The organism is Nocardia sp. CDC159, from assembly GCF_023740735.1.
Lineage (GTDB): Bacteria > Actinomycetota > Actinomycetes > Mycobacteriales > Mycobacteriaceae > Nocardia > Nocardia pulmonis.
Genome location: NZ_JAMRXH010000011.1, coordinates 81,938 through 104,806, shown reverse-complemented (window position 1 = coordinate 104,806; position 22,869 = coordinate 81,938). Strand labels below are relative to the sequence as shown.

The 22,869-nt window shown below is 68.9% G+C and carries 25 protein-coding genes; 13 read left to right on the top strand and 12 right to left on the bottom strand.

All coding sequences use genetic code 11. The annotated features are described in order from the left end of the window. Positions 1–35: 35 nt before the first annotated feature. The 4 genes from NDR87_RS23485 (at position 36) to NDR87_RS23470 (ending at position 4,799) form a co-directional block, all read left to right on the top strand. A complete protein-coding gene (locus tag NDR87_RS23485) occupies positions 36–1,679 on the top strand; it encodes a TM0106 family RecB-like putative nuclease (protein WP_251915667.1) in 1,644 nt (547 codons plus the stop codon). Next, the gene (gene htpG, locus NDR87_RS23480) at positions 1,672–3,630 is read left to right on the top strand and encodes a molecular chaperone HtpG (protein ID WP_251915411.1); all 1,959 of its coding nucleotides are present in this window, start codon (positions 1,672–1,674) and stop codon (positions 3,628–3,630) included. Before NDR87_RS23485 ends, htpG begins: the two co-directional genes overlap by 8 nt. Positions 3,631–3,854: 224 nt before the next feature. Continuing rightward, positions 3,855–4,055: a cold-shock protein gene (locus tag NDR87_RS23475; protein ID WP_251915409.1), complete on the top strand. Its 201-nt coding sequence runs from the start codon at positions 3,855–3,857 to the stop codon at positions 4,053–4,055. A 78-nt stretch (positions 4,056–4,133) separates the two neighbouring features. Further along, positions 4,134–4,799 (top strand): DUF1361 domain-containing protein, encoded by a 666-nt coding sequence (locus NDR87_RS23470; RefSeq protein ID WP_251915407.1) that lies wholly within the window; start codon positions 4,134–4,136, stop codon positions 4,797–4,799. Here NDR87_RS23470 and NDR87_RS23465 read toward each other — a convergent pair whose 3' ends face one another. Further along, positions 4,800–5,567, bottom strand: coding sequence for an SDR family NAD(P)-dependent oxidoreductase (locus NDR87_RS23465; RefSeq protein ID WP_251915405.1), 768 nt, complete (start codon positions 5,565–5,567; stop codon positions 4,800–4,802). Between the two features lie 149 nt (positions 5,568–5,716). Between NDR87_RS23465 and NDR87_RS23460 the strand changes: the two genes are divergently transcribed. Continuing rightward, positions 5,717–6,367, top strand: a complete 651-nt coding sequence (locus NDR87_RS23460; RefSeq protein WP_251915403.1) for a TetR/AcrR family transcriptional regulator — start codon at positions 5,717–5,719, stop codon at positions 6,365–6,367. Here NDR87_RS23460 and NDR87_RS23455 read toward each other — a convergent pair. From NDR87_RS23455 to NDR87_RS23445, 3 genes are all read right to left on the bottom strand, one after another. Further along, positions 6,364–7,086, bottom strand: coding sequence for a TMEM165/GDT1 family protein (locus NDR87_RS23455; RefSeq protein ID WP_251915401.1), 723 nt, complete (start codon positions 7,084–7,086; stop codon positions 6,364–6,366). The two genes, NDR87_RS23460 and NDR87_RS23455, sit on opposite strands and share 4 nt — an antisense overlap. A gap of 319 nt (positions 7,087–7,405) precedes the next feature. After that, positions 7,406–7,933 carry a peptidase gene (locus NDR87_RS23450; protein WP_251915399.1) on the bottom strand — a complete coding sequence of 176 codons (528 nt, stop codon included), beginning with the start codon at positions 7,931–7,933 and terminating at the stop codon, positions 7,406–7,408. Positions 7,934–8,206: 273 nt separating this feature from the next. Then, complete coding sequence (locus tag NDR87_RS23445) at positions 8,207–8,830, bottom strand: superoxide dismutase (RefSeq protein WP_251915397.1); 624 nt, start codon at positions 8,828–8,830, stop codon at positions 8,207–8,209. A 180-nt stretch (positions 8,831–9,010) separates the two neighbouring features. Here NDR87_RS23445 and msrA point away from each other — a divergent pair, with 180 nt between their 5' ends. Further along, positions 9,011–9,706, top strand: a complete 696-nt coding sequence (msrA, locus tag NDR87_RS23440; RefSeq protein WP_251915395.1) for a peptide-methionine (S)-S-oxide reductase MsrA — start codon at positions 9,011–9,013, stop codon at positions 9,704–9,706. A gap of 118 nt (positions 9,707–9,824) precedes the next feature. Here msrA and NDR87_RS23435 read toward each other — a convergent pair whose 3' ends face one another. Then, entirely contained in the window at positions 9,825–10,436 is a 612-nt protein-coding gene (locus NDR87_RS23435; RefSeq protein WP_251915393.1) for a hypothetical protein, read from the bottom strand. Positions 10,437–10,851: 415 nt separating this feature from the next. Between NDR87_RS23435 and NDR87_RS23430 the strand changes: the two genes are divergently transcribed. From NDR87_RS23430 to NDR87_RS23415, 4 genes are read left to right on the top strand one after another with little or no spacing between them, the layout of a single operon-like run. Next, on the top strand, positions 10,852–11,193 hold the full coding sequence (locus NDR87_RS23430; protein WP_251915392.1) for a rhodanese-like domain-containing protein: 342 nt from the start codon (positions 10,852–10,854) through the stop codon (positions 11,191–11,193). 19 nt (positions 11,194–11,212) lie between these two features. After that, positions 11,213–12,277, top strand: coding sequence for a DUF4328 domain-containing protein (locus NDR87_RS23425; RefSeq protein WP_251915391.1), 1,065 nt, complete (start codon positions 11,213–11,215; stop codon positions 12,275–12,277). Then, a complete protein-coding gene (locus NDR87_RS23420) occupies positions 12,274–13,041 on the top strand; it encodes a glycerophosphodiester phosphodiesterase (protein ID WP_251915389.1) in 768 nt (255 codons plus the stop codon). The genes NDR87_RS23425 and NDR87_RS23420 overlap by 4 nt, the downstream gene beginning before the upstream one ends. Before the next feature lie 58 nt (positions 13,042–13,099). Next, the gene (locus NDR87_RS23415) at positions 13,100–14,023 is read left to right on the top strand and encodes a DUF5926 family protein (RefSeq protein ID WP_251915387.1); all 924 of its coding nucleotides are present in this window, start codon (positions 13,100–13,102) and stop codon (positions 14,021–14,023) included. A gap of 87 nt (positions 14,024–14,110) precedes the next feature. Here the strand turns inward: NDR87_RS23415 and NDR87_RS23410 are convergent, their stop codons facing one another. The 5 genes from NDR87_RS23410 to NDR87_RS23390 form a co-directional block, all read right to left on the bottom strand. Then, positions 14,111–14,659: a ferritin gene (locus NDR87_RS23410; protein WP_251915385.1), complete on the bottom strand. Its 549-nt coding sequence runs from the start codon at positions 14,657–14,659 to the stop codon at positions 14,111–14,113. Positions 14,660–14,742: 83 nt separating this feature from the next. Then, entirely contained in the window at positions 14,743–15,282 is a 540-nt protein-coding gene (locus NDR87_RS23405) for a ferritin (RefSeq protein WP_251915383.1), read from the bottom strand. A 10-nt stretch (positions 15,283–15,292) separates the two neighbouring features. Then, positions 15,293–16,543, bottom strand: a complete 1,251-nt coding sequence (locus NDR87_RS23400; protein WP_251915381.1) for an LCP family protein — start codon at positions 16,541–16,543, stop codon at positions 15,293–15,295. 75 nt (positions 16,544–16,618) lie between these two features. Further along, a complete protein-coding gene (locus tag NDR87_RS23395) occupies positions 16,619–17,413 on the bottom strand; it encodes a CPBP family intramembrane glutamic endopeptidase (RefSeq protein WP_251915379.1) in 795 nt (264 codons plus the stop codon). Positions 17,414–17,911: 498 nt separating this feature from the next. Beyond that, entirely contained in the window at positions 17,912–18,673 is a 762-nt protein-coding gene (locus NDR87_RS23390; protein ID WP_251915377.1) for a DUF2470 domain-containing protein, read from the bottom strand. Positions 18,674–18,829: 156 nt separating this feature from the next. Between NDR87_RS23390 and NDR87_RS23385 the strand changes: the two genes are divergently transcribed. From NDR87_RS23385 to NDR87_RS23375, 3 genes are read left to right on the top strand one after another with little or no spacing between them, the layout of a single operon-like run. Further along, on the top strand, positions 18,830–19,195 hold the full coding sequence (locus NDR87_RS23385; RefSeq protein WP_251915375.1) for a hypothetical protein: 366 nt from the start codon (positions 18,830–18,832) through the stop codon (positions 19,193–19,195). A gap of 48 nt (positions 19,196–19,243) precedes the next feature. Further along, entirely contained in the window at positions 19,244–20,164 is a 921-nt protein-coding gene (gene pheA / locus NDR87_RS23380; RefSeq protein ID WP_251915373.1) for a prephenate dehydratase, read from the top strand. Next, entirely contained in the window at positions 20,161–20,820 is a 660-nt protein-coding gene (locus tag NDR87_RS23375; protein ID WP_251915370.1) for a histidine phosphatase family protein, read from the top strand. The genes pheA and NDR87_RS23375 overlap by 4 nt, the downstream gene beginning before the upstream one ends. A 9-nt stretch (positions 20,821–20,829) precedes the next feature. Here NDR87_RS23375 and NDR87_RS23370 read toward each other — a convergent pair whose 3' ends face one another. After that, on the bottom strand, positions 20,830–21,651 hold the full coding sequence (locus NDR87_RS23370) for an ESX secretion-associated protein EspG (RefSeq protein ID WP_251915368.1): 822 nt from the start codon (positions 21,649–21,651) through the stop codon (positions 20,830–20,832). Further along, on the bottom strand, positions 21,652–22,836 hold the full coding sequence (locus NDR87_RS23365) for a PPE domain-containing protein (protein WP_251915366.1): 1,185 nt from the start codon (positions 22,834–22,836) through the stop codon (positions 21,652–21,654). Between the last annotated feature and the right edge of the window lie 33 nt (positions 22,837–22,869).

Below are 22,869 nucleotides of genomic sequence, written 5' to 3'. Positions count from 1 at the left end.
CCGAGAATGCCACTGCCACAGGCGAAGTCGAGCGGGTGGCCTATGTCGACGCGCGGGCGCTGATCGGCTGTCGGCATCGGCTGCATCTGGAGGCCACCCATCCCGAGGTGCTGGCCGGGCTGCCCGAGGACGCGGGGGTCAAACAGCGGCGCGAGGCGGCCGCGGCGCATCGGCAGCGGGTACGCGACACGCTCGTGGCCGCGGCCCCCGAGCAGTGGGTGATCATCGATCCCGCGCTGTCCGCGGCCGAGCGGGCGGCGGCAACCATGGCCGCCTGTGCCGAGGGCACGCCGCGCATCTGGGGCGCGCTGCTGCCGCAGGAGCCCGACACCGGCCGCCGCGGTGGCGTGGAGATCCTGCTGCGCGATACCGACCGGGGCGGCTACATCCCGGTCATCGTCGTCAATCACAAGGTCACCGATCCGCGCCAGCCCGATCCGGCCGATTTCCACCCGCTCACCTCGGATCTGTACCGCTGGCAGCCGCGGCCGGACCGCCATGTCCGCATCCGCACCCAGCCACGCGATCAGCAGCGCCTGGCCCATCTCTACCGCATGCTGCAGCGGCACGGCCTGGCCAGCCCGGCGCTGGTCGGCGGCGCGATCGGCTTCCACTTCGACCGCGTCCTGGTGCACGACCTGGGTCCGTTGCTCGACGAGTACGACCGCCGCTACGCCGACCGGATCGCGGTGGTGCGCGGCGAACTGCCGACCGTGCCGTCCAAGGTGCCCGAGTGCCGCCAGTGCCCGTGGTGGACGCGCCCGGCCACCCCCGAGGCGCCCAGCTGCGAGCGCTGGCTGATCGAGCACCGCGACGTCAGCCTCGTCGCCCCGGGCTCGCGCGCCGAGCTGCTGCGCCGCCACGGCGTGGACACCGTCGAGGATCTGGCCGGGTGGACCGGCGACGATCCGGACGACTGGCAGTACGAGCCGTTCATCGAGACCGTGGTCACCGCCCGCGCCTGGATCTCGGGCGCGCCGCTGGTGCGCCGGGTCGAGCGGGTCCGGGTGCAGCGCGCCGACGTGGAGGTCGACGTCGATCTGGAGAGCTTCCAGGAGTACGGCGCCTATCTGTGGGGCACGCTGCTCGACGGGGTGTACCGCCCGTTCGTCACCTGGGACCCGCTGCCCACCGCCGACGAGGCCCGCTCCTTCGCCGAATTCTGGACCTGGCTGATGGGTGTGCGCGCCGAGGCCGCGGCCGCGGGGAAAACCTTTGCGGCGTATTGCTATTCGCGCACCGCCGAGGACAAGTGGCTCTACGAGTCGGCGCGGCGCTTCGCGGGAATGCCGGGCGTGCCGACCGAGGCGGAGATCCGCGACTTCGTCGACGGCCCGCAGTGGGTGGACATGTTCCAGGCGGTCTCGGATCAGTTCATCTGCCCGGGCGGTAAGGGGCTGAAGAAAATCGCGCCGGTAGCCGGATTCTCCTGGCGCGATCCCGAGGCCGGGGGCGAGGCATCGATGAGCTGGTACCGCGAGGCGGTCGGCTACGACGGCGAGATCGACCCGACCCAGCGCATCCGGCTGCTGGAGTACAACGAGGACGATGTGCGCGCGACCAAGGCGCTGCGCGAGTGGATGGATCCGCGGCACCCCGGCGGTCCCAGCGCGGATGCCGAGGTTCCGGGTATGGCCGACTTCCGTGGTCCGGGTTTCGTAATATCTGGACGTGACTGAGCACGTCGAACAACTCGAGTTTCAGGCCGAGACCCATCAGCTCCTGGAACTGATGATCCACTCGGTCTATTCGAACAAGGACATCTTCCTGCGCGAACTGATCTCGAACGCCTCCGATGCGCTGGACAAGCTGCGCTTGGAGTCGTTCCGGGACAAGGACCTCGACGTCGACACCTCCGATCTGCACATCGAGTTGGAGGTCGACAAGGACAACCGGGTGGTGACCGTCCGCGACAACGGCATCGGCATGGCCCGCTCCGAGGTCGTCGATCTGATCGGCACGCTGGCCAAGTCGGGCACCGCCCAGCTGCGCAAGCAGCTGACCGAGGCCAAGTCCGATGCGGCGGCCGAGGAGCTGATCGGCCAGTTCGGCATCGGCTTCTACTCGACGTTCATGGTGGGGGACAAGGTCACGCTGCTCACCCGCAAGGCGGGCGAGACCACCGGCACCCGCTGGGAATCCACCGCGGGCAGTGCGACCTACACCATCGAGACCGTCGAGGACGCGCCGCAGGGCACGTCGGTGTCGGTGCATCTGAAGCCCGCCGACGAGGAGGATCACCTCTTCGACTACACCCAGGAGTGGAAGCTCCGCGAGATCGTCAAGAAGTACTCCGACTTCATCGCCTGGCCCATCCGCATGCCGGTGGAGCGCACGATCACCGAGGGTGAGGGCGAGGACAAGCAGGAGAAGACGATCCTCGAGGAGCAGACCCTCAACTCGCAGAAGGCGCTGTGGACGCGGCCGCGCAGTGAGGTCTCCGAGGAGGAGTACAAGGAGTTCTACAAGCACATCGGCCACGCCTGGGACGATCCGCTGGAGATCATCCCGCTCAAGGCCGAGGGCACCTTCGAATATCAGGCGCTGCTGTTCATTCCGTCGCATGCGCCCTTCGACCTGTTCATGCGTGAGGCCAAGCGCGGCGTACAGCTGTATGTGCGCCGGGTGTTCATCATGGACAACTGCGAAGAGCTGATGCCGGAGTATCTGCGCTTCGTCAAGGGCGTGGTGGACGCGCAGGACCTCTCGCTCAACGTCTCCCGCGAGATCCTGCAGCAGGACCGGCAGATCCAGATGATCCGCAAGCGGCTGGTGCGCAAGGTGCTGTCCACGGTCAAGGATCTGCAGAACGCCGAGGACAAGACCAAGTACCAGACGTTCTGGAAGGAGTTCGGCCGCGTCCTCAAGGAGGGTCTGCTGTCGGACTTCGACAACCGCGACACCATCCTGCAGGTGTCCTCGTTCGCCTCCACCCACTCGGCGGAGGAGCCGACCACGCTCGCCGAATACGTGGCACGGATGAAGGACGGCCAGGACAAGATCTACTACATGACCGGCGAGTCCCGGCAGCAGATCGAGAACTCGCCGCATCTCGAGGCGTTCCGGGCCAAGGAGCTCGAGGTGCTGATCCTCACCGATCCGGTCGACGAGATGTGGGTCGGGTCGGTGCCGGAGTTCGACGGCAAGCAGTTCCAGTCCATCGCCAAGGGCGAGGTCGACCTGGAGTCCGAGGACGAGAAGAAGGCCTCCGAACAGCTGCGCGAGCAGCAGAACAAGGACTTCGGCGAGGTGCTGAAGTGGCTGGAGAAGACGCTGTCCGACAGCGTCAAGGAGGTCCGCCTGACCAACCGGCTGACCACCTCCCCGGCCTGTGTCGTCGGCGACGCGTTCGACTTCACCCCGCAGCTCGAGCGGATGTACCGGGCCTCGGGTCAGCTGCTGCCGGAGACCAAGCGGATTCTGGAGCTCAATCCGGACCACGCCCTGGTGACCGGCCTGCGCGACGCGTACGCGCAGCGCAAGGAGGATGCCGACGCGGGCAAGGCCGAGGACCTGCACGCCACGGCCGAATTGCTCTACGGCACAGCCGTTCTCGCCGAGGGTGGGGAGCTGAAGGATCCCGCGCACTTCGCCCGGATCCTGGCCGACCGGCTGACGGCCACACTGTGATTTAGGTCATGAAAGGGCACCCCCGCGGGAACTTCCCGCGGGGTCGTGCGTTAGAAATGTTGGTCGCAGTTTTCAGCATGTTCGTGTTACCACTCGGGCTCGCGCGGAACATTGTGCGGGCGTCGGTTTCTCCTTGCGAGGCAAGTTGCAAGTCGCCGTCTGATGCGACCCGGTTGCCACGACCGTGGTGACCGTTATAACAACCTCGTCAGGAGACGAAAAGTATGGTTCAGGGAACCGTGAAGTGGTTCAACTCGGAAAAGGGCTACGGCTTCATCGCTCATGAGGGCGGCCCGGACGTGTTCGTGCACTACTCGGAGATCGAGGGCTCGGGCTACCGCGGTCTGGAAGAGGGCCAGCAGGTCACCTTCGAGATCACCCAGGGCAAGAAGGGCCCGCAGGCCTCGAGCGTCCGCGGCCTCTGATAGCTGCCTAGGCTTCGAATAGCGAAGGCCCGCACCGTTTTTCGGTGCGGGCCTTCGCCGTAGCGGCATCATGGACACATGGATGTGGTCGATGTCGTGACGCCCAGCCTGGTGGGCCTGCTGCGGCGCAACTTGTTCTGGATGGCCTGGAACACCCTGCTGGCGTGGATTCCGGTCGGGCTGGCGCTGCTGCTGTTCCGCACCCGGCGCGGCGAGCGACTGCCGTGGTCGCCGCTGTGGTGGGGCGGGCTCGTGCTGTTCGTGCTGTTCCTGCCGAATGCGCCCTATGTGGTGACCGATCTGGTGCATCTGCGCTACGACGTGCACTTCGTGGCCGATGGGCCGGTGGTGACGACCGTGCTGCCGCTGTACGCCGCGCTGATCGGGTCCGGATTCCTCGCCTACCATCTGGCGCTGGCCGAACTCGGCCGGTTCCTGGCGCGGATCGGGCGCGGGCACTGGCGGCTGCCGGTCACGATCGCGCTGCACCTCTCGTGCGCGGTCGGGATCTTCCTGGGACGCTGGGTGCGGCTCAACAGCTGGGAGCCGGTCGTACAGCCGCTCGGCACCGTGGAACGGATCATGCTGTCGCTGACCTGGTCCTGGGCGCCGCTGGCGATCGCGGTGCTGTTCGTGGTGACGGCCCTGGGCCACTTCGTGACCAAGGCCGTCGTCGAGGCCGCCGTGGCGAACCTGCGCCGGGCGCTGCTGCGGATACGCCCGGCGCAGGTCGGATCGGCGTGATTACCGCGGGGCCATGCGCAGCGCGCCGTCCATGCGGATGGTCTCGCCGTTGAGGTAGTCGTGCTCGACGATGTCCTGTGCCAGCTGGGCGTACTCGTCCGGGCGGCCCAGGCGCGACGGGAAGGGCACGCCCGCCTCGAGGCCCTTGCGGTACTCCTCGGTGACCCCGGCCAGCATCGGGGTGTCGATGATGCCCGGGGCGATGGTGTTCACGCGGATGCCGAACTGCGCCAGGTCGCGCGCGGCCGGGATGGTCATGCCCGCGACGCCGCCCTTGGAGGCGGAGTAGGCGATCTGGCCGATCTGGCCCTCGAACGCCGCCACCGAGGCGGTGTTGATGACGACGCCGCGCTGGCCGTACTCGTCGACCGGCTCGGTCTTGGCGATGGCGTCGGCGGCCAGGCGCATGACGTTGAAGGTGCCCAGCAGGTTCACCGTGATGACCGTGCGGAACAGCTCCAGATCGTGCGGACCGTTCTTGGACAGGATGCGTCCCGCCCAGCCGACACCGGCGCAGTTGACCACGATGCGCGGCGGCACGCCCGACTCCACGACCTTGGCGACCGCGGCCGCCACCTCGTCGTTGCTGGTGACATCGGTGGGGAGCAGGGTGACACCGGCGGGGACGCTGTCGCCGGCACGCTCGATCGACTGCGCCAGGTCCAGGCCGAAGACGGTCGCGCCCTGGTCGGCGAAGCGCTTGGCGGTCGCGGCGCCCAGACCGGACGCAGCGCCGGTGATGATTGCGGCGGAGCCCGAAATCTCCACGGTGTATGGTCCTCTCGTTCGTGACGGCCCTTCGCTGGCCCTCCGTCGATACGCACCCTAACCGGCGTTCCGGGCAGATCGGTCGGGGGTGGGCGGTTCGGCGCAGAATGAAGGCCGATCGTGTCGACCGCTGCCAACGGAGTTACCGCATGCCGGAGCCCGCCCTGACCGTTCGTCAACTGCCGCGCGGCCGCCACGGCCTGCCGCGCGAGACCGTCGTGCAGTCCCAGCGCGAACGCATTCTGAGCGCGATGGCCGAGGTGATGGCCGAAAGCGGTTATGTGAAGACCTCGGTCGCGATGATCATCAAACGGGCCCGGGTGTCGCGGGAGACCTTCTACGAGCAGTTCCGTTCCAAGGAGGACTGTTTCGAGGCCGCCTACGAGCGTGCGGTGGAGCTGTTGATCGCGGGGATCGAGGAAAGCACCGCGGCCCAGGCGGATTCGCCCCCGCCGTCCGGCGCGGCGCGCCTCGACCGCATCCTGCACGCCTATCTGGAGGGCCTGGCCGTCGAACCCGCCTATGCGCGGCTGTATCTGGTGGAGGTCTATGCCGCGGGTGCGCAGGCGATCGCCCGGCGCATGCTGATGCAGGAATCGTTCGCGGCGCTGCTGTGGGAGGCACTCGGCGCGCACACCGAGGAACAGCGCTTCGCCTGCCAAACGCTGGTGGCCGCCATCAGCGCCCTGGTCACCGCCCGCATCGCCGCCGACGATCTGGACGGGCTGCGCGCCCTGCGGGAACCGCTGGTGGATATGGTTCGCCGCGGCGGAGAGCTGTACGGCTCGACGGTGAGCTAGGGCCGACTCGGTTCGGTTGCCTCGGCCAGCGTCGCCGCGGAATCGGTCGCGAGCGCCCTGGCGCGACGGCCGAGCAGCCACAGCGTGGCGGCCGCGACGATCGGAGCGATCGCCGCCAGGCCAATCTCCAGCGGGCGGCCCATTTCCAGCGTCGAGAGCAGGGTGGCCGCGCCGATGTAGAGGAACAGCAGTCCGGAGCCGACCGCGATGGCGCGTTCGGGGATGTGCTTGCCGACCGTGATGCCGACGCCGATGGCCAGACCACCCGCGGCGACCATCCCCGCGACCGAGCCCAGCCAGACCGCGAGCCAGCCGTGCTGGGAGGCCAGCGCGATGGTCGCGAACATGGTCCGATCGCCGAGTTCGGCGAGCAGGAAGGCCGAGATCACCACGAACAGCGCACGACCCGAATGGGGCGCGGGGACCGGCCGCGGCTGCTCCTCGCTCTCCGGCGTCCGGGTCTCGCGCAGCGTCCACACGCCCACGCCGAGCAGAATCAGGGCGGTGAGGAGCGCGATCAGATTCGTGGGCAGGGCCGCGCCGAGGAAGTGGCCGACGGCCACGGCGATCAGATTCACCGCGACGCTCGCGACCGCGATCCCGGACAGCACGATCCACCAGCGATAGCGCAGCGCGAAGGTCAGGGCCATCAGCTGCGATTTGTCGCCCAGTTCGGCGACGAAGAGCACGCCGAAGCTCAGCAAAATCGTGGCGATCATGAAAAACGGCTCCCAGGTCTTCGGCCTGCCGACCGAAGACGGGTTGCCTTCAGCCGACAACGCATCCGAACAATCGGTTGGTCTGTCATCGGCCGAAGGTCTCGCCCACCGGATGTCGCCGGTTCGCGTGGCCGGACCCGGATCACGGATCAGTATGTCGACCACACGATTGGGGGCTACTCCCCTTCGCTGTCGCCCACCCTACCGCGCGCGTGCGCCGTACGCAAAGTGACGATCGTCGAAAAGCCAATGCGCGCAATAAGTTTGGGGAACCTAGTCGAAGGTTTCGGGAACCCTCACCGGGTCGGCAGGCGACCCGTCACGCGGCGAGCAGCATGGCCAGAACCGCGGTGTCGGGATCGCTGTTCGGATCCACGCCGACCCGGCTGACCATCGAGGTGACGGTGCCGTCCAGCTCGGCCTCCACCCACGCCGCGCGATGTTCCAGACCCAGATGCGGCACGCCCGGCAGCAGGACGCAGCCCGATGCCGCACCCACGCATTCCGGCAGCGTCGGGCGCGTCTCCGAGGGTGGGTGCAGCATCATCAGCGCGGGCGGCACATGGTCGGCAAATCGGCCGGGCGTCAGTGCCTCCTCACCGAGCACCGGACCCTCGGCCACCACCAGTCCGACCGTGCCGGGCTGCGGATCGTCGGGTAGCTCCTCGCGCGCGCCGAAGACGGTGGTGGTGGCCAGCAGACCGGGCAGGCTGGCCACCCGCACGGCCAGCGCCAGCAACTGCGCCCACTCCTTGGTGGTGTCGGGCCAGCGCCCGGAGATGACGAACCCTCGCAGCGAACCGCGCGACTGGAACGGTGTGACCCCGACGGGTTCATTGCTGCGCATCGTGCCTCCCGAGAGCGGCGAGCTGTGCCCTGTGAGTACCCGAGAATGACGCAAACAATGTCTGGCACACAAGTACCAGAGAGTGCCAACCCCCAGGTAACAGCCCTGAAACACAATGCGAGGGCCAGTACCCCGGATATCGGACGGGACCCACTGGCGTTCGAATGTGGGTAACTCCCCAACCACCTCGAACGCGAGCGGCCCACGACGCAGGACCCTGAACGCGAGTCAGGCCGCACCCAACTGGTACGGCCTGAATCGCGGAGGGGCGGGCTAGCCGAAGATGAGGCCCTTGCCCTGGGCGACCGCGCGCGCGAAGCGCTCCTGCACGTCCTCCCAGTTGACGACGTTCCAGAACGCCTTGACGTAGTCCGCCTTGACGTTCTTGTACTGCAGGTAGAACGCGTGCTCCCACATGTCGACCTGCAGCAGCGGGATGATGCCCAGCGGGACGTTGGCCTGCTGGTCGTAGAGCTGGAACGTCAGCAGCTTCTGACCCAGGGTGTCGTACCCCAGCACCGCCCAACCCGAGCCCTGCAGGCCGTTGGCGGCCGCGGTGAACTGGGCGCGGAACTTGTCGAACGAGCCGAACTGATCGTCGATCGCGGCGGCCAGCTCACCGGTCGGCTTGTCGCCGCCGTTGGGGGACAGGTTCTTCCACCAGATCGAGTGGTTGACGTGCCCACCCAGGTGGAAGGCCAGGTTCTTCTCGTACAGGAAGATCGCGCCGTGATCACCGGACTCGCGGGCGGCCTCGAGCTTCTCGAGCGCCTGGTTCGCACCGGCGACGTACGCGGCGTGGTGCTTGGAGTGGTGCAGCTCGTTGATCTGCCCGGAGATATGCGGCTCCAGGGCGCCGTAGTCGTAATCCAGATCTGGCAGCGTGTACTCAGCCACGATGTCCCTTCCTCATGATGTCGGGCCGTGTGCGCTCGAGCGTCGAGCGCACCCAACCATCATTCGTACACCCGCTCGGTTGCAACCGGGTTCCATCCCCCAGGATTCCAACACCGCGAGAGTTTCCCGAACCATGGACACCAAACGGTCGGCTCGGTGCGCGCGCGTAGCATCGATGCCATGTCGTGGCTCGACGAATTGGCCGGGCGGCTGCGGCTTCCGCCTCCGGTCATGGTGACGCCCGAGCAGGCCCTGCCCGGCCGGGCCGAGCCTGTCTCCGCGCCCAAGATCCACTACGTGAACGGTCATCCGCTCGGGCCGCCGTTCCCGGACGGCATGCGACTCGCGGTGGTCGCGATGGGTTGTTTCTGGGGCGCCGAGAAGGGCTTCTGGGAGCTCGACGGGGTTTACACGACCGCGGTCGGCTATATGGGCGGTTACACCCCGAATCCGACCTACGAGGAGGTGTGCTCCGGCCGGACCGGACATACCGAATCGGTGCTCGTGGTGTACGACCCCGAGACGCTCGGCTACGCGGATGTGCTCCGGCACTTCTGGGAGGACCACGACCCGACGCAGGGCATGCGGCAGGGCAACGACCGGGGCACCCAATACCGTTCGGCGATCTTCGCACTGGACGAGCATCAGCTGCAGATCGCCCGCAGCACCGCGGCGGCCTATCAGGAGCGGTTGACCGCCGCCGGATACGGCGAGATCACCACCGAGATCACCGCGGTGCCCGCGCCCGTGACGCCGTATCCGAGATCGGTCCCGCCCGGATTCTTCTACGCCGAGGGCTACCACCAGCAGTACCTGGCGAAGAATCCGGGCGGTTACTGTCCGGTGCACGCCACCGGGGTGACCTGCCCGGCGTAAAGCGTGCCGGGCGATTCACCAGGTGGCGTGCCGGGCGATTCACGAGGTGGCGTGCCGGGAAATCGCGAGGCGGCGTGCCGGGCGATTCACAAGGTGGCGTGCCGAGCAACCGAACGCTTTACATGGGCGGCGCGACGTCCGGGAGCATGGTGCGCGGATCGCACGAGTCGTGCGCCTTCCACCAGCGCTGCCCGCCCGCGACGAAATCGGCCGGGGCGATGGGCCGACCGTCGGCGGTCGCGATCTCGATGTTCTCGAACCAGACTCGTACGTCGAGTTCGCGCGGATCGACGCCCTCCTGCTGGGAGAACTCCAGCACATGGGCGGCCGGGCGGTCGCTCAGCTCGGTGTCGAAGCTGAGCAGTTCGCGCCACAGCGACCAACTGCTGTCGTCGACATCGATGAACTCCCAGCCGTGCAGCGCGCTGCCGCCGAAGCTGGCGATCGCGTCCCCGAGGCCCTCGATGGTGAGGGGGAAGACCTGCGGCTCGACATCGTCCCAGTTCTGTACGCGCAGCGAGGCGGCGACCCGGCTGACCCCGGTCAGCGTGAGATGCACCTTGCTGTCCTGCGCGGGCTGACCTTCCGCGGGGAGGGTCAGCACCTCGAGTTCCATTCGAATCCGTGCGGCCGCGGGATCGGCCGTCACACCGAGGCAGGTGGCCTCGGCCAGAGCTGTGTTCAGACCTGTCGTATCCAATGCGTCGACTGACCCCCTGCTCGCGTCCATGGCTTCCAGGCTACCGATCATGCCTGCATGAGCCCGAGATTTCGATTTCCCGGCAAGGTTTGTCGTTTTTTTCGAAAACGATGGGAACCGGACGCCGGGCGGCGCCGTCCAAGTAGTTGTCGGGGCCTCGCTGCCCACGATCGGCGGGCGGGCGACCGCTCCGGGATCAGGAGGGGAGTCCCGGATCGGCCGCCCGCCCGTATCGCGTCCGGATTGTGCTGCGGATTCACATACGACCGATTGGTCTGCGTTGCCCAACCTGTGGATCAGGTTGTGGATTATGTGGATAACTAAGCTGGGCATACGTACAGGTGGGGGACGCGTGGGCACCGGATCGGTGGATGGGGGCCGAAACCGACCATGGGTCGGCCGGGGAACTCCGCGCCCATCCGGTACCCGTGGCAGGATCGAAACCGTGACGAGCCCCGAAATTCCGTCGGTGCCGGTGGATGCCGTGCCCGCCGAATTCGATTCGGCCCTGCTGCTCGATGTCCGCGAGGACGACGAGTGGCGGCTCGGGCACGCCCCCGGCGCGCTGCACATCCCGATGACGGACGTGCCCGCGCGCCTCGACGAATTGGACTACGACCGTGAGATCTACGTCGTGTGTCGGCAGGGCGGCCGCTCGCTGCAGGTCGTGCAGTATCTGACGCATATCGGTTTCGACGCGTTCAACGTGCTGGGCGGAATGGTGGCCTGGCAGAAGTCCGGGCGACCGCTGACCGCCGAGGGCGACCACGAGGCCAAGATCTACTGATGGAAGGGGAAGGTGCGCGGTGAGCACGGTCGTACAGCCCTGCGTCCGCTGCGGCGCTCGCTGGGCGGTGCGGGGCACTCCGATGCACTGGTGCCCGCGCTGCCACGGCGTACTGCTGTCCCCGGCCCCGGTCGACGCGCCGCCGCAGCGGCGCAACTATCGCTGGGTGGCCCGGGTGCCGGGGCGCCGCCCCCGCGACGGTCGGGCCCCGCGCCCACCCGTGCGCCGCGATCCGACCACCCCGCGCTACACCGAGATCCCGCGCTGGGGGCTGCGGGACGCGCCGCCGCGGCCCGCGCTCGCCCCCGTGAACCGGCTGGCCGGGCTCACCGATCGCGTCGCCGGGCTGCTCCTGACCACCGCGGTGCTGTTCGGCGTGGCGGCCGGGGCCGAACTGGGGCGCTATCTCATCCTGCTGCACAACCGAACCCGGCTGATCCACCCCGCGCTGCTGCTCGTCTCCGACGCGTCGGTCTTCCTGACCGCCGGGCTGGCCGCGGTGTTCGCGCTGCTCAGCGCCGTGGCGGCGGTGGGCTGGCTGGCCCGGGCCCGCGGCGCGGCGTACGCGCGGGTCGGGCGGCGGGACCCACGGTCGCTGCGAACGCTGTTGTGCGGCTGCCTGATTCCCGTGGCCAATCTGCTCTGGCCCGGCGTATTCCTGACCGAACTGGTCGATCGCCGTGGCGGTGATCCGCGCGTGCTGCGCGCGGTGCGGATCTGGTGGGGCGTGTGGATACTGAACGGCCTGATGGTCGCGGCCGCGTTGGCATGGCGGTTCGCGCGGTCGTTGCAGGCACAGGCCGACGGTGTGATGTTCACCGTCTACACCGATCTGGTCGCGGCGGCGGTGGCCGTGCTGTCGCTGTGGGTCATTCGGCTGTGCGAGGGTCGTGACCTGCGCGGTCGGGTCCGGACGTCGAAGCGCTGGCTGGCCGCGTCGGGTCCGGTCGCACCGGTGATCGAGCCCGTGCATCCGGTCGCGGAGTCCGCCGGGCGCGCATCCGATTCCGTCGTCGGGAAAGATGTCGGGACGGATGCGGCGCATGCGTCGGGGTCCGAGCAGGAGGAGGTCATGGCGAAGTGAGCCGGGGTAGTCGCGCGCCGTTCGTGGTCGCGCACCGGGGCGCGTCCGGAACACGGCCGGAGCACACACTGGCCGCCTACGAACTGGCGCTGCAGGAGGGCGCCGACGGCGTGGAATGCGATGTGCGGCTGACTCGCGACGGACATCTGGTGTGCGTGCACGACCGCACCGTGGACCGGACGTCCTCGGGCACCGGGCTGGTCAGCGAGATGAGCCTGGACGAGTTGCGGCAGTTGGACTTCGGCGCCGACGGCGAACCCGCCGCGGTGCTCACCCTCAGCGAGCTGATCACGCTGGTGCTGGATTGGCGCAGTCGCCCGACCAAGCTGTTCATCGAGACCAAACATCCGGTGCGCTACGGCGCGCTGGTGGAGGCGAAGGTGCTCGCCGAACTGCAGCGCTTCGGAATCGCCACGCCCGCCTCGGCCGATCATTCCCGGGCCGTGGTGATGTCGTTCGCCGCGACCGCGGTGTGGCGCATTCGCCGCGCCGCGCCGCTGCTGCCGACAGTGCTGCTCGGGGAGTCGTCGCGCTATCTCGGCGGCAGCGCCGCGACGACGGTCGGCGCGACCGCGGTCGGCCCCTCGGTGAAGACGCTGCGCGAGCATCCGGATCTGGTCGACAAGGCCGCCGCGGCGGGCCGGGCCACCTACTGCTGGACGGTGGACGATCCGGAGGATGTGAAGCTGTGCGCGGATCTGGGCGTCAGCTGGATCGCCACCAACTACCCGGGCCGCACCAAGGCGGTCCTGGCCACCGTCTGAATTCCGTTGCCGCGCCCCTGCGCCCGTCGGTCCCGCCGACACTGTAGGTTCTGCGTTCGTGGGTAAGAGCAAGCGCAACAGTCCCAAGCCCGACAGCAATCGGGCCCAGCGCCTCGCCGAGCGTCGAGCCGCGCAGCAGCAGGCCGCCCAGGCCGTGACGCGGCCGTTCGCCGGACTGGCCGCCGAATGCGATCTGGTCGCGCTACGGGAATTCGTGCCGTCGGCGACCGCGACGCTGAAGCTGGCTCCGGGTGTCGCCGCCGAGCGCCCGGTCACCCTCGCCACCGTGCTGCCCGGGGCCGTGGCCGCGCTGGTGCGCGCGGGCGACGAGCCGACCGGCTTCGTGGGCGCGCAGACGCAGTTCCAATCCGCGAATCCGGGCGCCGATCTGGCCGCCGCCATCCTGTGGACGCAGGGTGCCGAGCCGGGTGAATCCCTCTCCGCGGCAAACGCTTCCGAGGGCGCGACCCCGGCCCTCACCGAGGTCATCGATCCGGGCGCGAGCCTGGATCTGACCGTGCACCAGGACTTCAACTGGTGGGTGCCCGCGGGCGTGCAGCCCGATCCGCAGGTGGCCGCGACCATCGAGCAGGCCAATCACGCGATCATGCCGTCCGACCGGCTCGAGCTGGGCGGCGACGCGATCGGCGCGGCCTGGTGGGTCGACGCCGGGGAGAAGGCGCATCTGCGCTGGGTCCGGCCCGAGGACGAGGACGCGCTCATGCTGGCGCTGGCGCGCGTGCACGCGGCGGGCGGGTTGCACCTGGGCGAGGGCTCTCGCTTCGCCGGATCCTTCCGCACCCACGGGCTGCTGGTTCCGGTCTTCGATCTGGACCGTGAGCGACATGCCAGCGAATGGGTCGCTCCGGCCCGGGAGTTCGGCGCGCGGCTGGCGCAGGCGCTGGCCACCGACACCCCGTTGACGTCCGAGGAGCGGCGTTCGCGCGACGGCCTGCGGTCGCGTCAGGTCACCCTGCGCTGATTCCGGGACTCGTCACCGGGACTTGGCAGAAAAGCGAAAGCTCGGCTCCGGGATTCGGAGCCGAGCTTTTTGTCGGATAAGGGGCGTTCAGATGGAGCCGCCCGCCGCCGACGGCGCACCCGAGGCGTCGCTGGGGCTGCTCATCTCGCGGGACACGAAATTCTCCAGATCGAACAGATTGGATCCGGCCCGTTCGGCGACGGTCAGCAGGGTGGTCATCCGGGCGACCTCCTCGACCTGCTCCTTGAGGAACCACTGCATGAACTGCTCGCCCAGGTAATCGCCCTCCTCGCGAGCGGTGCTCGCCAGCTGGACGATCTGATCGGTGACCGTCTTCTCCTGCTGCAGGGCCAGCGCGATCGGCTCGCGGGCGTTCTCGAATTTCGATTTGGCGGCGTCGACGCTCGTGAGCTCCACCTGCATATCACGATCGAGGAAGTACTGGACGATCATCATCGCGTGATTGCGTTCCTCGATCGCCTGCTTGTAGAAATGCTTGGCCAGCACCGGCAGATCGGCATTGTCGAACCACACTGCGATCGCGATGTACTGGTGCTCGGCATTGAATTCATGCCGGATCTGATCGTGAAGCAGGGAGTGGAACTTGCTGCGTGGGGTATCGGGGTGGCTGGACATGCGCACGAGATTAGCCTCGAAAAAAGGCGCTGTCATCCAAGTGCACCCTTATCGAGGCAATACTAACTAAGGCAATACTTGCCTTATTTTAATCGAACCGCGCCCGCCATTTTCGGTGCCGACGTATCCGGTTTCGGCGGCATGCGCAGTTCGCGCGCGACGAACTGTTCGACGTCGAACAGATTACCCTCGGCGCGGTCGCATACCGCCAGCAACGTATTCATCCGGGCCACCTCGGTGACCTGATCCTCGAGAAACCACTGGGTGAACTGTTCGCCCAGATAGTCGTTCGACGCCCGGGCGGTCCCGGCGAGCGCGGTGATCTGCTCGGTCAGCCGCTGCTCCCGGCGCAGCAGGAATTCCAGTGCGCCGCGCGGCGAGTCGAAGGTCGAGACGATCTCGTCCAGCCCGCCGACGCGCACCTCGAGATCGCGATCGAGCAGGTACTGGATCATGCGCAGCGCATGCGCCCGCTTGTCCTCGGCCCCGTCGTAGCAGACCTCGGCCAGCCGCGGCAGCCGGAGCGCGTCGAAGTAGACCGCGGCCGCGAGATATTGCTGCGCGGCGGTGAACTCGTGGCGGATCTGATCTCGCAGCAGATCGGGAAAGGGCCGCTCGGACATGATCACGACGTTACCGCGTGAGCAGATCCTCCGGGACCGGTTGGTCGGCGGCGAGGGCCTCGAAGAAGCGCGCGGCCTTGGGCTTGTCCCACAGCAGCACGCTGCCGCTGCCGGAGACGGAGTCGAATCCGCCGATCGGGACGGTCGTGGTCACGGCGTCGCCGCGCATCGCCCAGCCCAGCCGGGCCAGATCCCAGATGTGGTCGCCGTCGGCGACCTGCAGCGAGGCGGTCAGCCCCTGTGCCAGCGGCCACGCCTTGAACGGATTGGCCAGGGTGCCCGCACTGGTCGCCTTCTTCAGCAGCGCGGACAGGAACAGCCGCTGATTGTTCATCCGATCCAGATCCGCTCGTGCCGTGGCGCGGGTGCGGACGAAGCCCAGCGCCTGCGGGCCGGTCAGATGCTGGCATCCGGCGGGCAGGTTGATTCCGGCCAGCGGATCGTCGATCGGCTCGGGCAGGCAGATATCGATACCGCCCAGGGCGTCGACCATATTCGCGAAACCGCCGAAGCCGATCTTGGCGAAGTGGTCGATGCGCAGGCCGGTCGCGGTCTCCACGGTCTGGACCAGCAGCCGCGGGCCGCCGATCGCGAAGGCGGCGTTGAGCTTGTCGCGACCGTTGCCCGGAATCGGCACATAGGAGTCGCGGGGCAGGCTGACGATCGTGGCCGGGCCCGACTTCGGGATGTGGACCAGCATGATCGTGTCGCTGCGCTCACCCCCGGCATCGGCCTGATCGCCGGTGGACAGCTCGCGTTCCTGATCCTTGGTCAGGCCGACGCGGCTGTCCGATCCGGCCAGCAGCCAATTGGTTCCGGCCGTCTTGCCCACCCGGCCGGAATAGTCGGCCAGGACCGGGATGCGATCCAGCGATCGGTCCAGATAGATCGTGGCCGCGATCGGCGTGGCGACCACCAGCACCAGCAGGAGCAGCAGCCAGCGGCCCCACCGGCGCTTACGCCGCGGGCGCGGGGGCGTCTCGCGATAGGGGACCGGGCGCTGGGTCGGCGCGTGGGTGGGCGGGGCGTTGCGCGCGGTCTCGGGGCGCGGGCGCGGTGGGGCATTGCGTGCCGGTGGGGTCTGGGACCAGGCCAGCGGCTGATCGGGTCGGCCCCCGCGCCGGATGACCTGCGTGGGTTCGATACGCGGATCCTCGCCGGGTGGCCGGTGCTGCGGGGGCGGTGGGCGGCGCGGGCCGGGTCCGGCCGGCGGCGGGACCCGGCGCGTCCGCGGGTACTGCCGGGGGTCGTCGCCGTTCATGATGGTGATGCTACTGATCCGGGCGACCTTCCGGTTCATCTCGATTCGATACCGGCCGTGCCGATGTGCGCCCGGTCACGGCAACCACGAGACATGGCCGTGCAGCACGGTGTAGCCGATATAGGCAACGGTGTCGATCGTGGCGTGCGCCAGCACCAGCGGCCACAGCCGGTCGGTGCGCTGCCAGAATCGTCCGAAGATCAAGCCCATCACCAGATTTCCGAGCCCACCGCCCAGGCCCTGGTAGAGGTGATAACTGCCGCGCAGCAGCGCCGAGGCGACCAGCGCGCGGTTCGCCGACCAGCCCAGCGCCCGCAGCCGGGTGAGCAGATACGCCACCACCAGGATCTCCTCGGCGACCGCATTGGCCAGCGCCGACAGGATCAATACCGGTAGACGCCACCAATGATCGCCGAGTGAACTGGGCACGATGGTCACGCTGATCCCGAGCGCATGCGCGATCAGATACAGCCCGAGCCCCGGCAGCCCGATCACCGCCGCCAGCACCAGCCCCGGAAGTACATCCCCCCGCAACCGGATTCGGGCCAGTCCGATCATCCGCGGCCCGATCCCGCTGCGCCACAACAGATACAGACCCAGCGCCCCCCATCCCAGCAACCGCAACACGCTCAACAGCTGGAACAGCAGATCAATGGTCGACTGCGCCGCCCGCGACGGGTTCAACGCCACCGTCTGCCCACCCACCCCACCGGGCGAAAGCGCACTCTCCACCAGCGACAACAGCGCACTGGCCCCGCTCAACCCGAACGTCACAACCAGCACGACCGCGATCTCCACCCGAATCGCGAAACGCTCGCGCCCAGAGGGCGGCACGGGCCACACCGAAGCGGAATCAGCAGGCAAAACCATGCCCGCCAATCTATGCGGCCCGCCCACCGACGCTCGCCGCGGCAACACACGCGCCGTCACCACCGGCTCGAGGCCCCCCGCTGCGCGCTATCCGGCGGTGCACTCGACATCCCGGCCGCGCGCGATCGGCCCATCGACAAGGGCACGGCCGCCCGAGTCCCGCGCCATCGGATCACCGCGGTGTCGGCGTGCCGTAACTGTCCGATTGCGGTCGCTTGGCCGGTGCGTTGCCAGCTACCCGCCGCCGGTGCCAGTGCGGCCGCCAACGGTATCCGCATCGCTTCATCCGCGGTGACGCGGCCGGTCGATCGAGGCTGCGAGGACCCGCTCGATGGATACGGGCCGCGCTGAGTAGGGCGGAAGCCGGTGATGTTGTCGGGCACCGGATTTCGGTGGTGGCGACGAGATTCACCGGCCCGTGGATCGAGGTGCGCGGACCAGGGCGGCGGACCTCGTCGATGGACGTCGCGTGGGACCGTGCGGTGAACGCGTGTCGCGCTAGAGGCGACGGGTGCCGTGGAGGAACGGGCATCCGGCGAGGATACGGACGGCCTTGCTGAGGGATTGGACGTCGTCGACGGGGGTGTCGAAGGGTAGGCGGACGTCGTGGTCGCCGTCGGGACCCTCGACGCGCAGGGTGACGCCGTAGCGATCGATGGCCAGTGGGCGGACCGAGCCGCCGCGCAGGCGGACGGGGAGGTGGCGGGCCAGGCGGGCGATCACGTCGGCGTGGTCGGAGTCCATGTGTTGCAGCCAGGCCGACTCGAGCTCCCAGAACGGGTCGGGATGGGCGCTGCGCAACTCGTCCACGCAGACCGAGGCGGCGCCGCTGGAGTCGGCCACCACCGCGGAGTCGAGCACCAGGCGCAGCACGGTCGTGGTGTGGCCGATATCGAGCAGGGCCGGATGCGGATGCTCCTTGGCGACCTCGGTCGCCAGCGCCCGCTGAGCGTAGTCGGGGACGGCGTGGACGCGACCGCGCAGCCAGACCAGGGCGCGCACCGGTTCGCGCAGGGCCAGCGGCGCGTGATCGGTCAGCTCCAGTACGGCCGGGGAGCCGGTGGGTTCGGCGGCGGCGCGCACCGCGGGCGAGTCGAACGCGACGGTGACCACGGCATCGCCGCAGCCGCGCAGGTGGTGGACCGGGGTGCGGACCGGATCGGTGCCGGGCAGCGCGAGCATCGCCTGATCGGCGTGGGCACAGGCGCTACGCACCCGCTCGGCGGTCGTCGGGGCGACGGTCGGGGACGGGTGGCGCATGCGGTACCTCCGAGGGGGCAATCCGTACTGAATGGGAATTAGGTAAACCTAAGCTAAGTGACGAAGTTCGCTTGCGCAAGCATTGCGATCGCTACGGTGGAAACCGTGCCGCACGATTCGACTTCCGTTTCCGGTCCGGTTCCCCTGTCGTTGGGTATGCCCCTGGCACACCCGGTCGATCTGGTGGACGGCCTGGTCAGGCCCGTCGCCGCCATTCCGAACGTCCCGGTCCTCGACCCGTCGGTCCCGGACGAGCAGGTGGCCGCCTTCCTCGCGGGCATCGCCCACGCCGATACGGGTTTCGTGGTTCGCACCGACTCCGGCGAGCGAGCCCTGGCCGTCGTCGCCGCCACGGCTGCCGCCCTGTGCGGCGAGGACATTCGCGCCGCGCTGACCGACCCGGACGTGGAATTCCTGCGCGGGCTGCGGGGCCCGGCCATTGCCGCGCTGCGCGAGGTGCTGCTGGCGGTGGAGACCGCGCGGCCCGAGGCGGTCGCCGCGGGTCTGACGGCGCTCGAATGATCCCGCAAACTTCCGGCCCACTCCCGACCGACCAGTAATGTCGTATCCGTGCCGCGTATCGCCTATTTCGGGCCGTCGGGAACCTTCACCGAGATGGCCCTCGCCAAGCTCGAGTCCGCCGCAGTCTTCGACGGCCCGGTGGAGCGGGTCGCCGCGCCCAGTCAGGGGGATGCGCTCGAACTGATCCGGGCGGGCGAGGTGGACGGCGCGGTGGTCCCGATCGAGAGTTCGATCGAGGGATCCATCTCCGCCACCCTGGACGCCCTGGCGGTCGGCCCGCGGCTGCAGATCGTGGCCGAGACCGAACTCGATGTGGCCTTCACGATCGTCGCCCGGCCGGGAATCGAGCTGTCCGAGGTGCGGGTGGTCGCGGCCTATCCGGTCGCGGCGGCCCAGGTGCGAATGTGGTTGGCGCACCGGCTGCCCGGGGCCCGGCTGTACACGTCGGCGTCCAATGCCGCCGCCGCCGAGGATGTGGCGAACGGCCATGCCGACGCGGCCGTGTCCACCACCCTGGCCGGGGAGCGGCTGGGCCTGGCGGTACTGGCCTCGGGCGTGGCCGACCACGAGCAGGCGGTCACCCGCTTCGTACTGGTGACCAGGCCGTGCACGGCCCCGCCGCGCACCGGTACCGACCGCACCTCGCTGGTGGTGCTGCAACTGCCCAACGAGCCGGGTTCGCTCATGCGGGTGTTCGCCGAATTCGCCACGCGCGGAGTCGATCTCACCCGCATCGAGTCTCGCCCCACGCGAACCGGCATGGGCACCTATCGTTTCTATCTGGACTGCGTGGGCCATATCGACGACACCGCCGTCGCCGAGGCGTTGAAGGCGTTGCACCGCACCGCCGGACGGATCCGCTACCTGGGCTCCTGGCCGGCGAGCTCACCCAGCGGTTCGGCGCCGCCGCCGGACGAACCGGCCGCCGCGTGGCTGGAGGACCTGAAGAAGGGGGTGGCCGACCTGTGAGCAGATTGATTCTGGTCCGACACGGTGAAACCGAGGGCAATGTCGCGAAGATTCTCGACACCCGGGTGCCGGGCCTGCCGCTCACCGAACGCGGTGTGGCGCAGGCGAAGTCGTTCGGGGCAAATCTGGCTGGGCCGCCGCGGCGGCTGTTCTGCTCGCCCGCGCTGCGCGCCCGCCAGACGGCCGCCCATATCGAGGCCGTCACCGGCGTGCGGTCCGAGGTGGTCGACGGCGTGCACGAGGTCCAGGTCGGGGAGTTGGAGGGTCAGAACTCCGAGGCGGCGCACAAGCAGTTCCAGCGGATCTACCGCGCCTGGCACCTCGGCGATCTGGACGAGCGGGTGCCCGGCGGCGAATCCGGCGCGGAGGTGCTGAAGCGGTATCTGCCCGTGCTGGAACGGATTCGGGACGACTATCTGACCAGCGGCGAGGGCGGCGACATCCTGCTCGTCAGCCATGGCGCGGCCATGCGGCTTGCCGCGCGCGCGATCAGCGGAGTGGCGCCGCCGTTCACCACCAACAATCACCTCGACAACACCGAGACCATCGAACTCGCACCCCGGGCCGACGGCGGCTGGGACTGCCTGCGGTGGGGGCGCTACACGCCCCCCTTCGGCTACGAGGTCGAGCCGACCGCCGACGACCCGATGGGATGACGAGCGGGCTCAGGCCGGAGGCTTGAAATCCGTACGCAGCGGCAGCTTTTCGAGCAGATCCTTCAGCGCCGTCCGCAGCCGGGCCGGGGTACCCGTGGCCAACGAGGTCCACTGGACATCGTCCTCGGAGCGGGTGGTGATGGCGAGGAAGCGGCCGTGGCGGGTGTTGTAGACCGACACCATGCCGTCGGTGACATCGCGGCTGCCGTCGCCGTACACCACGCCCACGATCGAGGCGTGCGAATGGATTTCGACCATCGCCGAGGCAAGTACCTGTGCATCGCGCGGCGGCTTGCCCACCTTGGTGAGCCGTTCCGCGGTCGCGGTGGCATCTCCGGCATCGTTGAAGATCGGGATGAGCTCCTCGGTGAGGGCGTTCATACCGCTCAACTCGAGTGGATCGGCGGGTCCGAGCGCCGCCATCACCGTGCCCGGCAGATCGTGGCCCGCCTCATCGATGACATAGGAGTCCGGCCCGCGCAGGGCGACGACCTCCAGATCGTCGCCCTTGGCCAAGCAGAAGCGGTTGATCCGATCCTCGACGTACCAGCGCAGCGCCACCACCCAGTGCGGGCGGTACAGCGCCCGCAGCCGGTCGGCGAGGTCGCGGTGCACCGTACCGTCGACGAGAAGCTCACGCGCGGTGAGCGATTCGGCGGCCGCGGCCATCGCCGCATCGTGATCGGTCACATTGTCGTAGCGGCCCATCGCATCCAGCACGACGGGCACCTCGTCGATCTCCAGCTTCTCGAGCAGAAACTGCATCTCGTCGAGCGACAGCGGAACCGCCTCGAGCATGGACGGGCCGCGGCCCGCGCCGAGCACCGTCACTTATCGCTCTCCAGCGGTCGCTTCGCCACCGATCACGCCCTCGGCGACGACCCGGCCGTCGGCGAAATGATCGCCGTGCAGGTAATCGGCCCCCTTGTGGTAGGTCTCGTCCTCGTCGTCCTTCTGCACCTGACGGCCCAGCAGCGGGTTGGCACCGGTGACGTTCTGCCGGGCGGCGGCCGGACCGCCCACCTGGACCGCCGGTTCGGCGGGCGCGGTGGCCACGGACGCGTGCCCGCCGCCGAACGAACTGCCCGCGCCCCAGCCCTCGGGGAGCTTGAGGGTGCCCGCGCCGTTGCCGATGCCGACCGAACCACCGAAGGACACCGCGCGGGTCGCCACCGCCGTGGCGCCGCCACCGGCCGCCGCCGCACCGAGACCGGCCATCGGCGCGATGCCCACCGAGGAGGGCGCCGCGGCATTGGTCGCCGCCGCGATGGCGCTACCGGCCACATGTCCCGCGGTGCTTACGCCCGTGCTCGCCATCGAACCGGCGAACTGCACGGCCTGGGTGGCGGCGCTGGCCACACCCGGATTGGAGATGAACGCCTGGGCGGCCGCGACCGCGGTCTGCACCGGATCGGCCTGGGCGCCCTCCTGGAACGCGGTTTCGGAGTTCTGCGCGGCCTCGGCATTGCCCGCGCCGTTGGCGATGGCGGGTGGCATGGCGAATTGGTTCGGGGTGGTGACCTGGGCCGTGGTCGCGGCCTCGTAGGTCTCCATGACCAGTGCGGCGCGCAGGTCCATGGCGGCCTTCGCCGCCTCGGCCACCTCGGCGCTGCCGTTCAGGGCGCCGCCGGTGGAGTGCGCCGCGACGCGGGCCGCCTCGACGGCCGCGATCTCGGGCAGGCTCGGCATGGCCAGCGAGGCCACGGTGTAGGCGGTGGCATTGGCGGCGGCCTTGGCGCCCATCGCGGCGGCCAGCACGCCCTGCTGCTCGGCCCAGCCGGTGAAGCCGGTGAGGCGGGCCAGTGCGGCGATGCCGTTCACACCTTGCATGCCGATGCCGAGTTCGGCCATCACGCGGGCGACGGTCGCGGTCGCGTCGACCCAGGCGGCCGTCAGCGCGCCCCATGCGGTGGCGGCGGCCGAGATCGGAATGGCGTGCGCGCCGGCGTTGAGCGAGATCGAGTTGGCCTCGGCCATGCGGGGCAGCCAGAACACCCCGGTGATCCCTGCGGTCATTGTTACTCCCCTTAACGAATGGTGGTGGCGGGC